Origin of the sequence: Pannonibacter sp. I15F10I1 (assembly GCF_900185665.1) — a bacterium.
Taxonomy (GTDB): domain Bacteria; phylum Pseudomonadota; class Alphaproteobacteria; order Rhizobiales; family Stappiaceae; genus Pannonibacter; species Pannonibacter indicus.
This window is the reverse complement of the sequence record NZ_FYAN01000002.1, coordinates 86,956-100,878: the sequence shown is the minus strand read 5'-3', so window position 1 is coordinate 100,878 and position 13,923 is coordinate 86,956. Positions and strand designations below refer to the sequence as shown.

The 13,923-nt window shown below is 61.8% G+C and carries 11 protein-coding genes; 9 read left to right on the top strand and 2 right to left on the bottom strand.

Features of this window, described 5'->3' with window-relative positions:
* Window positions 1–108 precede the first annotated feature (108 nt).
* A complete protein-coding gene (gene ctrA / locus IF10I1_RS00395) occupies window positions 109–801 on the bottom strand; it encodes a response regulator transcription factor CtrA (protein WP_019965068.1) in 693 nt (230 codons plus the stop codon).
* Between the two features lie 373 nt (window positions 802–1,174).
* Here ctrA and fliI point away from each other — a divergent pair, with 373 nt between their 5' ends.
* On the top strand, window positions 1,175–2,500 hold the full coding sequence (fliI, locus tag IF10I1_RS00390) for a flagellar protein export ATPase FliI (protein ID WP_050472502.1): 1,326 nt from the start codon (window positions 1,175–1,177) through the stop codon (window positions 2,498–2,500).
* Window positions 2,501–2,529: 29 nt separating this feature from the next.
* Window positions 2,530–2,937, top strand: coding sequence for a flagellar export protein FliJ (gene fliJ / locus IF10I1_RS00385; RefSeq protein WP_019965066.1), 408 nt, complete (start codon window positions 2,530–2,532; stop codon window positions 2,935–2,937).
* Window positions 2,938–3,022: 85 nt separating this feature from the next.
* Here fliJ and IF10I1_RS00380 read toward each other — a convergent pair whose 3' ends face one another.
* Window positions 3,023–4,114, bottom strand: a complete 1,092-nt coding sequence (locus IF10I1_RS00380) for a DUF2336 domain-containing protein (RefSeq protein ID WP_186391789.1) — start codon at window positions 4,112–4,114, stop codon at window positions 3,023–3,025.
* Between the two features lie 545 nt (window positions 4,115–4,659).
* Here IF10I1_RS00380 and IF10I1_RS00375 point away from each other — a divergent pair.
* From IF10I1_RS00375 to IF10I1_RS00345, 7 genes are all read left to right on the top strand, one after another.
* Window positions 4,660–6,804, top strand: coding sequence for a mechanosensitive ion channel domain-containing protein (locus IF10I1_RS00375; protein WP_208977530.1), 2,145 nt, complete (start codon window positions 4,660–4,662; stop codon window positions 6,802–6,804).
* 433 nt (window positions 6,805–7,237) lie between these two features.
* On the top strand, window positions 7,238–8,842 hold the full coding sequence (locus tag IF10I1_RS00370) for an ABC transporter substrate-binding protein (RefSeq protein WP_122521987.1): 1,605 nt from the start codon (window positions 7,238–7,240) through the stop codon (window positions 8,840–8,842).
* 115 nt (window positions 8,843–8,957) lie between these two features.
* Window positions 8,958–9,965, top strand: coding sequence for an ABC transporter permease subunit (locus IF10I1_RS00365; RefSeq protein ID WP_050472563.1), 1,008 nt, complete (start codon window positions 8,958–8,960; stop codon window positions 9,963–9,965).
* A gap of 91 nt (window positions 9,966–10,056) precedes the next feature.
* Window positions 10,057–10,911, top strand: coding sequence for an ABC transporter permease subunit (locus tag IF10I1_RS00360; RefSeq protein WP_244274473.1), 855 nt, complete (start codon window positions 10,057–10,059; stop codon window positions 10,909–10,911).
* A gap of 4 nt (window positions 10,912–10,915) precedes the next feature.
* Window positions 10,916–11,767, top strand: a complete 852-nt coding sequence (locus IF10I1_RS00355; protein ID WP_082205889.1) for an ABC transporter ATP-binding protein — start codon at window positions 10,916–10,918, stop codon at window positions 11,765–11,767.
* Window positions 11,764–12,597 (top strand): dipeptide ABC transporter ATP-binding protein, encoded by an 834-nt coding sequence (locus IF10I1_RS00350; RefSeq protein ID WP_050472506.1) that lies wholly within the window; start codon window positions 11,764–11,766, stop codon window positions 12,595–12,597. The genes IF10I1_RS00355 and IF10I1_RS00350 overlap by 4 nt, the downstream gene beginning before the upstream one ends.
* A gap of 127 nt (window positions 12,598–12,724) precedes the next feature.
* Window positions 12,725–13,843 carry an ATP-dependent RecD-like DNA helicase gene (locus IF10I1_RS00345; RefSeq protein WP_186391790.1) on the top strand — a complete coding sequence of 373 codons (1,119 nt, stop codon included), beginning with the start codon at window positions 12,725–12,727 and terminating at the stop codon, window positions 13,841–13,843.
* Window positions 13,844–13,923: the final 80 nt, after the last annotated feature.

Sequence of the window (13,923 nt, the reverse complement as noted above, 5' to 3'; positions counted from 1 at the left end):
GGCTTCCGGGCGCGGGTTTCTTGCAATTTGCGGCTCAGATTGCAAAAGAAAAACCCCCGGCCCTGCGGACGGAGGTTCTCCTGAAGCGGATGAAGCGGGGTGGCTGTCTCAGGCAGCCACTTCCATGTCGGGTTCACGCAGCACATAGCCACGGCCCCAGACCGTTTCGATGTAGTTCTTGCCGGAGGTGGCCGATGCGAGCTTCTTGCGCAGCTTGCAGATGAACACGTCGATGATCTTCAGTTCCGGCTCGTCCATGCCGCCATAGAGGTGGTTCAGGAACATTTCCTTGGTCAGGGTCGTGCCCTTGCGCAGGGACAGGAGTTCCAGCATCTGGTACTCCTTGCCGGTCAGGTGGACGCGCTGGCCAGCGACTTCCACCGTCTTGGTGTCGAGGTTGACGCGCAGGTCGCCGGTAACGATCACGGACTGTGCGTGACCCTTCGAGCGGCGGACGATGGCGTGGATACGGGCAACCAGTTCGTCCTTGTGGAACGGCTTGGTCATGTAGTCGTCGGCGCCGAAGCCGAGGCCACGCACCTTGTCCTCAATGCCGGCAAGGCCGGAGAGGATCAGGATCGGTGTCTTGACCTTGGAGACGCGCAGTGTTCGCAGGACTTCGTAACCTGACATGTCCGGCAGGTTAAGATCCAGCATAATGATGTCGTAGTCGTACAGCTTGCCGAGGTCGATGCCTTCCTCGCCAAGATCTGTCGTGTAGACGTTGAAATTCTCGGACTTCAGCATCAGCTCGATGCTCTGCGCAGTGGCGCTATCGTCCTCAATCAACAATACACGCATGTCAATCCCCTTGTGCTGCCTATTCTGGGCAAATCGCAACAGTTCAGCCGGTGCGCGCGCTACGTAGGACTGATTGTCAACCCCGACTCACTTCGTGAATTATGGTTAACAAATTCTGATTCCCCGCAGCAAGCACCAATAGTCTGAAACTGTGAAAAAACGCCCAGTCATGTGAGAGCCCGGGCAATCTGGGCTTCCATATGCGTTAACGTTTCACATCAGGAAATCAGGCTAGCTGATTCCATTCAGACTCGTTTGACCTTACCATCACGCCCTGAAATGGCTTTCGCCTCTCAACGCTTCGTTCATTAACATTAAGCAGAGATGTAAACGTTCGGTTACCAGCGGCCCACGGATCGAGAGGAAGTTTGGTGTGAAGGCACTTTTTGCAGAGATCGAATCGTTGATGCCCGCTCAGATATGGGGCCGGGTTGTGGCGGTGCAGGGTCTGCTGGTCGAAATTGCCGGTCCCATTCACGAGATGAGCGTTGGTGCCCGGCTGGCCATCGACATTGGCGATGGCATTCCGCCCGTCTATGCCGAGGTGGTGGGCTTCCGCTCCGGTCATGCGCTGTGCATGCCGTTTTCGGGTCTCGAAGGCGTACGCATGGGGTGCCGGGCGCTTGTCGCTTCGCGTGACAGTGTCGTGCATCCGGCGGCCCGCTGGCTGGGCCGCGTCATCAACGCCATGGGCGAGCCGATCGATGGGAAGGGGCCTCTGCCCGGCGGCGAGGCGGCGAAACGTTTGCGCACCGCGCCGCCTCCGGCTGCCGACCGGGCCCGTGTCGGCCCGCCGCTGGATCTGGGGGTGAGGGCGCTCAACACCTTTATCACCTGTTGCGAAGGCCAGCGTATCGGCATCTTCGCCGGTTCCGGCGTGGGCAAGTCGGTGCTCATGTCGATGCTGGCACGCAATACGGATTGTGATGTGTCGGTGATCGGGCTCATCGGCGAGCGCGGGCGCGAGGTGCAGGAATTCATCGAGGATGACCTGGGCGAGGAGGGGCTCGCCCGCTCGGTCGTCGTGGTGGCCACGTCGGATGAAAGCGTGCTGATGCGCCGTCAGGCGGCCTATCTGGCCATGACGGTTGCGGAATATTTCCGTGACGAGGGCAAGAAGGTGCTCTGCATGATGGATTCGATCACCCGCTTTGCCATGGCGCAGCGCGAGATCGGCCTGTCCATCGGGGAGCCGCCGACCTCCAAGGGCTATACGCCGACCGTCTTCACCGAATTGCCGCGCCTCCTGGAGCGTGCCGGTCCGGGCAAGGTGGGCAGCGGTTCGATCACCGGCCTGTTCACCGTGCTGGTGGAAGGCGACAACCACAATGAGCCCGTGGCCGATGCGGTGCGCGGCATTCTGGATGGGCACGTGGTGATGGAACGGTCGATTGCCGAAAGAGGGCGGTATCCGGCCATCAATGTGCTAAAGTCAGTTTCGCGAACCATGCCGCGCTGTGTTCCGCAGGACTATCTCCCGGTGCTGCGCAAGGCCAAGGCGCTGATGGCGACTTTTGCGGACATGGAAGAACTCATTCGCCTTGGTGCCTACCGGCGCGGGTCGGACCCCTTGGTGGACGAGGCGATTTCACGTCATGATGCGCTTGAGACATTTCTGACACAGGGCAAGGGCGAGGCGACGCCTCTGGATGAGGGCTACATGCAGCTTGCCAACCTTTTGGAAATGACTCCGGGTTAGAGTGCGCCTTGTAAGGGGAGTACCGAGTAATGAAGTCCCGAGAAAGCCTCATTCGTCTGAAGCGGTTCCAGGTGGACGAGAAGCGCCGCCAGGTTACCCAGATTGAATCGATGATCGCCGAATTTCACCGCATGGCGGATGAACTCGACGACCAGATCCGGACCGAGCAGGAGCGTGTCGGCATCACCGACGTCACGCATTTTGCCTATCCGACCTTTGCAAAGGCCGCGGCAACGCGGCGCGACAATCTGCGCAACTCCGCGCATGAGCTGGATGACCAGCTGGAAAAGGCCCGCGACGAGCTGAGCGAAGCGATTGAAGAGCTGAAGAAATTCGAGCAGCTCGAAGAGCGCGACCATCAGCGGGAGCGGGAAGCGCAGGAGCAGGCAGAGCAGGATCAGCTGGATGAAGTTGCAGGACGCGTACGCGCCCGCTGACCGGAATTTTCAGAACGGACACGGGGCTCGCGTGGATGCGCGGGCCTCGTGCCGTTTCAGCATGCACTGATGTGCTGTCCGCAGGTCATGATGATGGGGTTTCGGAAGGCGGTCGGCGCGGACGGTGTGCTGCAAAGTCGCTGCGGGCACGCTTGCGTTCCAGCTCGCTGGGGGTCTCGCTCGCAAAGCGTTCGATGAGGGCTTCTGCATGATCTGGCTGGATATGCATGTGCTTGGAGCGCGCGCGGACAAGATGGGCGAAGCTTGAGACGGACAGCCCGGCGAGGCGGGCGAAGTGCAGCAGCCTGTCACCTTCGACGCTGAACACGGCGGAGCGTACATGCGCTTTGTGGGTGTTGCAGGCCAGGGCGATGAGATCGGCTGCATTGGTCAACCGGTCATCTTCGAGCATGAGCAGAATGACATCGTCCAGCAGGGCGGAGCCGAGGGTGATGGCGCGCCAGAGCCGGCCGGTGTTGGATGTGTCCAGAAGCGTTCCCAGTTTGCGCCGGATCTTGCGCCGGCGGGCGATTCCCTCCAGATCTTCGGCTGTCAGCTTGCCGGCTGCCAGTTCTTTCAGGCGCTCCTGGGTTTCCTTGCCGACGAAAGGGATCAGGCTGCGGCAGATGCGGGGTGTCAGGTCGGCGCGCAGCGTCATTTCTTCCCTCAGCGCAGCATCATCCTGGGCAGCTTTCGCAAGGCTCGCCAGTGCGCCTTCCGAGAGCCTGATGCGGCGGTTGCCCGCCAGGCGGCGCCAGACCCGGACCTGACCGCGCCGGACCAATGTGTCTGACACGTCCGCCGGCAGATCACCGCGCCGGGTCATGCATTCAAGGTGATCTTCCCCGAGATCCTCTGCAAGGGTGGCCAGTTCCTGCGGGCCAAGGGCCGGAGAGTGTTCCAGAACCGGGCGGGCGACCTGAAGCTCGTCCTGCGCCAGCCGGACTGCAAGCCCGGTGGGGGTTCCTGCAAAGGGACCGATCTTTTCCGCAAGGCGCACGCGGTCGTCCAGCGGGCTGTCGTCGAGCAGGCGCTGAATCACCTGGTCGAACAGCTGCAGTTCCTCGACGGAGTTTTGGTCTGCCCGAAGCAGTAAAATGTCTGCCAGCTTCTGCATCAGCTCGAGGCGAGCATCCGCAGAAGGGTTCATGGCTAGACTAATCAGCTCTTCGGCCATGATTTTTCCGTCTGTTTCCAGGGGCAATTTAGTGTTCTTACTGTTAGCAAAGGGTTATCAGCCTGCCTTGAAGGTCCTGACCTTTTCTGGACGGCAGATCGTCTCAGTCAAGGGAATTCCGGGATTGCCTAATCCGGTTGCCTGCACGGAAAAACTCCATCTGCTGCCTCTGTCATGCTGCCAGTCTGGATATTGCCGTATTGTTTGCTATGACTTAGCGCATGAGATGCACAACAGCCCGACTCACAGCTTCGCTCGGCCGCTTTTGCGGTCCCCTGTTGGCCGTTCTGTTGGCGGCTGCGGCGCTTAGCCCGGTTGCTGCACAAAATGGCGCTCCGCTGAGCGTGCCTGCGGCCCAGCAGGATCAGCCGCAACTGCAATCCCGGCCAGCTTCCGAGGCTTCGAGGCCGGGGCAAACTCCGGCCCAGACATCAGCGCAGTCCAGTCAGGCTTCCGGATCGCAGGGGGCGCCTCAGGCCCAGGCACAAGGGGCGCAGCAGGCGGGCGCGGCCGCCGTCACTACGGCGGCCGGTGAGCGGCAATCTATGACCGAGGCCCGTGATGCACTGGTCAAGGTGCTGCAGGATCCCGCTGGCCGGGCGGCGCTGATCGGGCTTCTGGAAGGGCTGGGGCAGGCGGAACAGGCAGGCGGTGCTGCTTCCGGTGCTTCGAATGGTGCTGCCGCACCTGCGGCGCCTGCTGCAGCCGAGCCGCAGGATGACACCTTTGCGGTCAGGGTAGGGGCCTACACCAAATATGTGATCGACGACTTCATCAATGTTGCCGAGCGCATGACGATTTCCCTGCGGGGGTTTCACTTGCTCGCGACCGGAGAAGTGACGGTCAAATGGGACCGAATCCGCCACACCGCGCTTGAGTTGCTGGTTGTTTTTGCCTGCGCTTTCGCCGTTTACTGGCTGCTGCGGCAGTTTGGCCGCCCGGTGGCCGACAGGCTCGAGAAGCAGGCAGGGCAGCGCGGCTGGCTCTGGCGCGCAGGCCTGCTGCTGTTGCTGGCATTGGCAGACGTGGTGGCCCTTCTGCTGGGGGCCGTGGCTGGTTATGCGGCGGCGCTGATCCGGCTTGGGCCGTTGCAGAGCGGCCTTTCCCTGTTTGAGACGCTGGCGCTCAATGCCTTTGTGATCACCGGGCTTGCCCGGCTGGCTCTTCGCATCACCTTTTCACCTGCGCGCGAAAAGCTGCGCCTGCTGCCGATGTCCAATACACATGCGCGCTACTGGTCGCGGCGGCTGGGATTTGTGGTGTCATTCCTTGGCTATGGGGTGATGCTGGCGGTGCCTGTGGCAAACCTGACGATTTCGATCGCAGTGGGCAATGCCTTGCGGGTTCTGGTCGTGCTGCTGGCAACGGCGATTGCGGCCATCATCGTCCTGGTCAACCGCAATGATGTCAAAACCTCCATGGCGGCCTATGCCCATTCGCTGGAAGGGGAAATCGGGCGCCATGCCTTGCTCGCACTCTCCCGAGTGTGGGCGCCGCTGGCCCTGCTCTACATCCTCGTGGTGTTCGGCATCTGGATCACCCGGCCGTTCGAGGCGACCCGTGTGGTGGTGACCGGCACCGGCCTGACCATGCTGACGGTGCTTGGCGCCATGCTGCTGTCGCTGATGATGACAAGGGCCATTTCCGGAGGCATCCGCCTGCCGGAGGACCTGAAGGAGACGTTGCCCGAGCTGGAGGGCCGGGTGAACCGGTTCATTCCTCATGTGCTGCAGGTGCTGCGGGTGCTGGTTGGCCTGCTGGCGGGTGCCATCCTGCTGCAGGTCTGGTCGGTGCTGGATGTGACTGGCTGGCTCTTTGAAGGGGCCGGCGGCGGACTGATGGGCCGTCTTACCTCGGCCTTGGTGATTGTGCTCATCTGCTTCGGTATCTGGCTGGCGGTCATGTCCTGGACGGATCTGCGCCTCAAGGGCCGGAATGATTCCATCATTTCGTCGCGCGAGCGGACCTTGTTCCAGCTGTTCCGCAATGCCTTCACGGTGATCGTGATCATCATGGCTGCCCTGCTGGCCTTGTCGGAACTGGGCGTCGACATCGGCCCGCTGATCGCTGGTGCCGGTGTTCTGGGCCTTGCTGTTTCCTTCGGTGCGCAGACCCTGGTGAAGGACATCATCACCGGTGCCTTCATCCAGATCGAGAATGCCATCAATGAGGGCGATGTGGTCACCGTCGCCGGGATTACGGGTTCGGTGGAACGGCTGACCGTGCGCTCCGTGCGCATGCGCGATGTGAACGGCACCACACATATCATCCCGTTCTCGTCGGTCGACATGGTGTCGAACTTCATGCGCGACTTCTCCTTCCATGTGGCGGAGATCGGCGTTGCCTACAACACGGATATTGCCAAGGCGAAGGCGGCGATGAAGGAGGCGTTCGACCGGCTGAAAGGTCTGCCGGCCGGCGGCAGCATCATCGGCGATCTCGACATGCACGGTGTCACGGCCTTCGGTGATTCCGCCATCACATTGCGTGCCCGCATCAAGACCTTCCCCGGCGCCCAGTGGGCTACGGGACGCGCCTATAACGAGCAGCTCAAGATTGCCTTCGACGAGCATGGCATCGAGATTCCGTTCCCGCAGGTCACCTATCATGTGGCCGACGGACGCCCGCCGATGCTGACGCAAGAGGATCAGTCCAAGGGTAGCGGGCCCGGATCTGCCTCTGCGACGTAGCGCCTTCGCACAAGATTGCCCTGGCCTGCCGTGCTGTGCCGGGTGCAAAACCGGCTGGCCATAATTTTTGTACAAATGGTCAAAGTCTTCTATGTGCGGTCAACCGTGGTCTGTCAGACTAACGAATAATACGACTTATTCGTGTGGCTTGATGTTGGTGTGTGTTCGATTTTTTTCTTTTTTGACTCTTGGCTGCCCTCCGGATCCGAAAGGAACTCGGGATCGTTTTTCATATATTGGCTTCAGTTTAGCTTTGTCTTTTTGTTCTGCGGAGAGAATTGGAAAAATCCTTCCAGATCCGCGGAGAAGAAGAAATAATTTGGCGGTTGATTTCAGGCCAAAAAGCGGCCTTATTTCGCTCAAGGCCGTGTTCCAGCCCGCCAAACATTAACGGCGGGGTCGCGGCCCTTTCATCAAAGGGGAGAACAGTTTGATGATGATGCGTAAAACCCTCAAGGCTGCGCTTCTGGGTGCAACCCTCATTGGCGTTGCTGCAACCGGCGCGCAGGCAAAGACGCTGGTCTATTGCTCCGAGGGCTCTCCGGAAGGCTTCGACCCGGCACTCTACACGTCCGGCACCACGTTCGATGCGTCCTCCAAGACCGTCTACAACCGTCTCGTCCAGTTCAAGCCGGGCACCACGGAAGTTGTTCCGGGCCTCGCCGAAAGCTGGTCCGTATCCGACGACGGGCTGGAATACACGTTCAACCTGCGCAAGGGCGTGAAGTTCCACACCACCGACTATTTCACCCCGACGCGTGAGTTCAACGCTGACGACGTTCTGTTCTCCTTCAACCGTCAGGGCCAGAAGGACAACCCCTGGAACCAGTACACCGCTGGCGCTTCCTGGGAATATTATGACGGCATGTCCATGCCGGAGCTGGTGAAGGAAATCGTCAAGGTCGACGATTACACCGTGAAGTTCGTCCTGACCCGTCCGGAAGCGCCGATGATGGCGAATCTGGCCATGGACTTCGCCTCGATCCTCTCCGCCGAATATGCCGAGCAGCTCGACAAGGCCGGCACCCGGGATCAGCTGAACCAGCAGCCGATCGGCACCGGCCCGTTCGCCTTCGTCGGCTACCAGAAGGATGCGGTGATCCGCTATCAGGCTTTCGCCGACTACTGGGACGGCAAGCAGCCGGCCGATAACCTCGTCTTCGCCATCACCACGGATGCGGCCGTGCGCCTGCAGAAGCTGAAGGCCGGCGAGTGCCATGTGATGCCTTATCCGGCCCCGGCCGACATTGAGGCCATCAAGGCAGATGCCAACCTGCAGCTGATGGAACAGGAAGGCCTGAACATCGGCTACCTGGCCTACAACACCCAGGTGGCGCCGTTCGACAAGCCGGAAGTGCGCAAGGCACTCAACATGGCGATCAACAAGGACGCCATCATCTACGGTGTGTTCCAGGGCTCCGGCCAGAAGGCCACCAACCCGATCCCGCCGACCATGTGGTCCTACAACACCTCCATCCAGGACGATCCGTACGATCCGGAAGCGGCCAAGAAGATGCTTGAAGAAGCAGGTGTGACGGATCTGAGCATGAAGGTCTGGGCGATGCCGGTGCAGCGTCCCTACAACCCGAATGCCCGCCGCATGGCGGAGCTGATCCAGGCTGACTTCGACAAGATCGGCGTCAAGGTCGAGATCGTTTCCTACGAATGGGCCGAGTACCTGAAGCGCTCGAGCGATGTGCAGCGCGATGGCGCCGTGCTCCTCGGCTGGACCGGTGACAACGGCGACCCGGACAACTTCCTGGCCGTTCTGCTGGGCTGTGACGCTGTGGGCGGTGCAAACCGTGCCCAGTGGTGCAACCAGGACTTCGACGCGCTCGTGAAGAAGGCCAAGACCGTCTCCACCAAGGAAGAGCGCACCAAGCTTTATGAAGAAGCTCAGGTCGTCTTCAAGGAGCAGGCTCCGTGGGCAACCATCGCTCACTCCGTCGTGTTCATGCCGATGTCGAAGAATGTCTCCGGCTACGTCATGGATCCGCTCGGCGGCCATTCCTTCGTTGGTGTCGACATCGCTGAATAATCGGTGACACTCGCGGGGCAGCGGAGCCAACTGGCGCCGCTGCCCTTTGCTGTTCCCGGGTGGCGGCGCGCTGGCTCAGCCAGGCGTGCCGCTGCCCCTCATCCGGAACCGGACCATGATACGATTTCTCCTGAGCCGTCTCGGCCTGCTCATTCCGACCTTTCTCGGTGTGACGCTGATCTCCTTCAGCTTCATCCGCCTGCTCCCGGGTGATCCGGTTGAGCTTCTGGCAGGGGAGCGCGGCATTGATCCCGAGCGCAAGGCGCTGATTTTCCAGCAGCTGGGCTTCGACAAGCCACTGTGGGAGCAATATCTCGACTTCCTCGTCAAGATTTTTCACGGCGATCTGGGCGTCTCTTTCGCCACCAAGAAGCCGATCCTGACCGAGTTTCTGCAACTCTTCCCCGCGACGGTGGAACTTGCCTTCTGCGCCATTCTCATTGCCGTGCTGCTGGGCATCCCGCTTGGCATCTTCGCGGCAGTCAAGCGCGGCACGGTGGCCGATCAGACCATCATGGGCACCGCGCTCGTCGGCTATTCCATGCCGATCTTCTGGTGGGGTCTGCTGCTGATCATCCTGTTCTCGGTGACACTGCAGTGGACACCGGTTTCGGGCCGCATCTCGCTGATGTATTTCTTCCCGCAGGTGACCGGCTTCATGCTGATCGACAGCCTGCTGTCCGGGCAGAAGGGCGCGTTCCTGTCTGCCGTCCGCCATCTGATTCTTCCCTCGATTGTGCTGGCGACCATTCCGCTGGCCGTTATCGCCCGGCAGACCCGCTCGGCCATGCTGGAAGTCATGGGTGAGGATTATGTGCGCACGGCCCGGGCCAAGGGGCTGCCGCCGCTGCGGGTGATTGGCCTGCATGCGCTGCGCAACGCGCTGATCCCCGTCATCACCACCATCGGCCTGCAGGTAGGTGTCCTGCTGGCAGGCGCGATCCTGACCGAGACGATCTTCTCCTGGCCCGGCATTGGCAAGTGGCTCCTCGATAGCGTTCTTCGAAGAGACTACTTCGCCGTACAGGGAGGGCTGCTGCTGGTTTCTGGCATCATCATGCTGGTGAACCTGATCGTTGACGTGCTTTACGGGCTCATCAACCCGCGTATCCGGCACAACTGAGCGCGGAGGAAAAACCATGACAAAAACCTCAGAGGCCGCACCCGTTTCGGCCGAGAAGCTCGCCCAGGAAAGCCGCAACGCCACCCGCGCCATGCTGGCCGAATTCTGGTACTATTTCTCCCAGAGCCGCGGTGCCGTCATCGGCCTGGCCGTGTTCGCACTCGTGGTGCTGATGGCGATTTTCGCGCCGCTCATCGCCCCGCATGCGCCGCAGGTGCAGTACCGCGACAGCTTCCTCGTCCCGCCGGCCTGGGTTGAAGGCGGCGATTGGCGCTTCCTGCTCGGTACCGATGCCGTGGGGCGTGACATCCTTTCAAGGCTTATCTTTGGTGCGCGGTATTCTTTGTTTATTGGCGCGCTGGTGGTGACCATCGCTTCCTCTGGCGGGATCGTGCTTGGCCTTGTTGCCGGCTATGCCCGTGGTGCCGTCGATACGTTCATCATGCGCGTGATGGATATCATTCTGGCGTTTCCGTCCCTGCTGCTGGCGCTGGTTCTGGTCGCGATCCTTGGGCCCAGCTTGACCAATGCGATGATCGCCATTGCCCTGGTGCTGCAGCCGCATTTCGTCCGCCTCACCCGTGCGGCGGTCATGGCCGAGCGCAACCGCGATTATGTGGTGGCGGCGCGCGTGGCCGGGGCAGGGCACTTGCGGCTGATGTTCAAGACCATCCTGCCGAATTGCGTTGCGCCGCTGATCGTGCAGGCAACGCTCTCCTTCTCCAACGCCATTCTCGATGCGGCCGCCCTCGGCTTCCTCGGCATGGGCGCTCAGGCTCCCACCCCGGAATGGGGCACGATGCTGGCGGAGGCGCGGGAATTCGTCACGCGCGCCTGGTGGGTCGTCACCTTCCCCGGTCTTGCCATCCTCATCACGGTTCTGGCCATCAACCTGGTCGGCGACGGTCTGCGTGATGCGCTCGATCCCAAGCTGAAGCGGAGCTAAGCCCATGGCGCTACTTGAAATCCGCAACCTCCGGGTCGAGTTCGACACCGCCAAGGGCCCGTTCCGCGCGCTGGACGGCGTGGACTATACGGTCGAGGCCGGTGAAGTGCTGGCCATCGTCGGCGAGTCCGGTTCGGGCAAGTCGGTTGCCATGCTGGCCACCATGGGGCTTCTGCCGGACACGGCCACCATCACGGCGGACAAGATGGAGTTTGAAGGCCGCGACATGCGCAAGCTCTCGGCTGTTGAGCGGCGCAAGGTCATCGGCAAGGACATCTCCATGATCTTCCAGGAGCCGATTGCCAGCCTCAACCCGTGCTTCACCGTCGGCTTCCAGCTCAATGAAGCGCTGAAGGTGCACACGGATCTTTCCGGCAGCGCCCGCAAGGCCCGCGTGCTGGAACTGATGAAGGCGGTGGGCATTCCCGAGCCGGAGCGCCGGGTCAATTCCTTCCCGCACCAGATGTCGGGCGGTCAGTGCCAGCGCGTGATGATCGCTATGGCCATCGCCTGCGCCCCGAAGCTGCTGATCGCCGACGAGCCGACGACGGCGCTCGACGTGACGATCCAGAAGCAGATCCTCGATCTCTTGATGAAGCTGCAGAAGGACAGCGGTATGGCGCTGATCATGATCACCCATGACATGGGTGTCGTGGCCGAAACCGCCGACCGGGTGATCGTGCAGTATCAGGGCCGGAAGATGGAGGAGTCCGATGTGCTCTCCCTCTTCGAGGCGCCCAAGCACCCCTACACCCGTGCGCTGCTGTCGGCGCTGCCGGAAAACGCCACCGGCGACCGGCTGCCGACCGTGAGCGACTTTGCCAAGACCTTTGCAGCGCAGGAGGCCGGCGCATGAGTGACGCAATCCTCAAGGTGCGCGATGTCACGCGCGAATATGTCATCGGCGGCGGCCTGTTTGCCAAGCCTCGCGTGCTGAAGGCGGTGAAGGGCGTCAGCTTCGATGTGGAGCGCGGCTCCACCCTTGCCATCGTCGGCGAGAGCGGCTGCGGCAAGTCCACCCTTGCCCGCATCCTCACCATGATCGACCCTCAGACCTCCGGCTCCATCGAGATCGACGGCCTGTCCATCGACATCGCCAGGACCGGCATCTCCCGCGAAATGCGCCGCAAGGTGCAGATCGTGTTTCAGAACCCCTATGGCTCGCTGAACCCGCGCCAGAAGATCGGCCACGTTCTGGAAGAGCCGCTGCTGCTCAACACGGATATGTCCGCTGCCGAGCGGCGTGATGCGGCGCTGTCCATGCTGGAAAAGGTGGGGCTGAAGCCGGAGCATTACGGTCGCTATCCGCACATGTTCTCCGGCGGCCAGCGCCAGCGCGTGGCCATTGCCCGGGCGATCATGCTGAAGCCCAAGCTCCTGGTGCTGGACGAGCCGGTCTCCGCGCTTGACCTCTCCGTTCAGGCGCAGATCCTCAACCTGCTGAAGGATCTGCAGGACGAGATGGGCCTCACCTATGTGTTCATCAGCCACGACCTGTCGGTGGTGCGTTACCTCGCCGACAAGGTGATGGTGATGTATTACGGCGAAGTGGTGGAATACGGCACCCGTGAAGAGGTGTTCGACAACCCGCAGCACGAGTATACCCGCACCCTCTTCGGGGCGACGCCGAAGGCCGATGTGGACAGCATCCGCGCCCGCCTCGCGGCCAAGGCTGCAGCCGCCTGAAGCAGAACTCATTCAGGATATGCCCCGCGAGGCCGCCGGCCGGTCTCGCGGGGTTTTTGTTTTCGAGCCTTGGTGATGCGGTAAAAACCCGCTATTGCCTTGAGCGAACGAAACGGGAATCGCACGGATGCTCTGGTCGCCTCAGCAGGAAAAGGCCTTGTCGGATGCCGCGCGCTGGCTGAAGCGCGGGGACAAGCAGGTGTTCCGCCTTTTCGGCTTTGCCGGAACGGGCAAGACGACGCTGGCCCGCCATCTGGCGGAAGGGATTGATGGCGATGTGTGCTTCGGCGCCTTCACCGGCAAGGCTGCGCATGTGCTGCGCCAGAAGGGCTGCACGGATGCCGGCACCATCCACTCGCTGATCTACCGGCCGCGTGCGGCCAAGGAAGAGGAGATCGTCGAGGAGGGCGAGGACAGCGGTCCGCAGTTTGCCCTGAAGCGCGACAGCGATGCGGCGCGGGCGTCCCTCATCGTCATCGACGAATGTTCCATGGTGGATGAGGATCTTGGCCGCGATCTTCTGTCCTTTGGCACGCCGGTGCTGGTGCTGGGAGATCCGGCGCAGCTGCCGCCGGTGAAGGGCGGTGGCTATTTCACCGAGGCCGAGCCGGACGTGATGCTGACCGAGGTGCACCGGCAGGCGCAGGACAATCCGATCGTGCGCATGTCCATGACGATCCGCGAGGGTGGCAGCCTTGATTACGGCACCTTCGGCGCCAGCCGCATCATCTCCCGCCGGGAGATCGACAAGGAACAGATCCTGGCCGCCGATCAGGTGCTGGTCGGCACCAACCGCACCCGCCGCCTTTACAACAACCGCATCCGCGAGCTGAAGGGCTTCCTCCAGCCCATGCCCGCCGTTGGCGACAAGCTGGTGTGCCTCAGAAACGACAAGACCCGGGGCCTGCTCAACGGCGGTCTGTGGCAGGTGAAGCGGCAGAAACAGTCCAAGGGCAACACCCTGCGCTACGACATCATGCCCGAGGACGAGCCGGGCAAGCAGTCGGTGGAAATCAAGGTCATGCCTGCGCTCTTCGAGGAAGGCGCGGAGCAGATCCCCTACGCCCTGCGGCGCAAGTCCGACGAATTCGATTTCGGCTATGCCCTCACCGTGCACAAGGCCCAGGGCTCGCAATGGGACCGCGTCGTCCTCTTCGACGAAAGCTTCGCCTTCCGCGAGCACCGCGACCGCTGGCTCTACACCGCCGTCACCCGCGCAGCGGAGAGCATTACCGTGGTGCGGTGAAGGGGCGGCAATCCGTAAGTGCCACTCCCTGTGTGAAACCCTGCATTTCCGTGGACTGTGGCGGGGTGTCTCTTTATCGC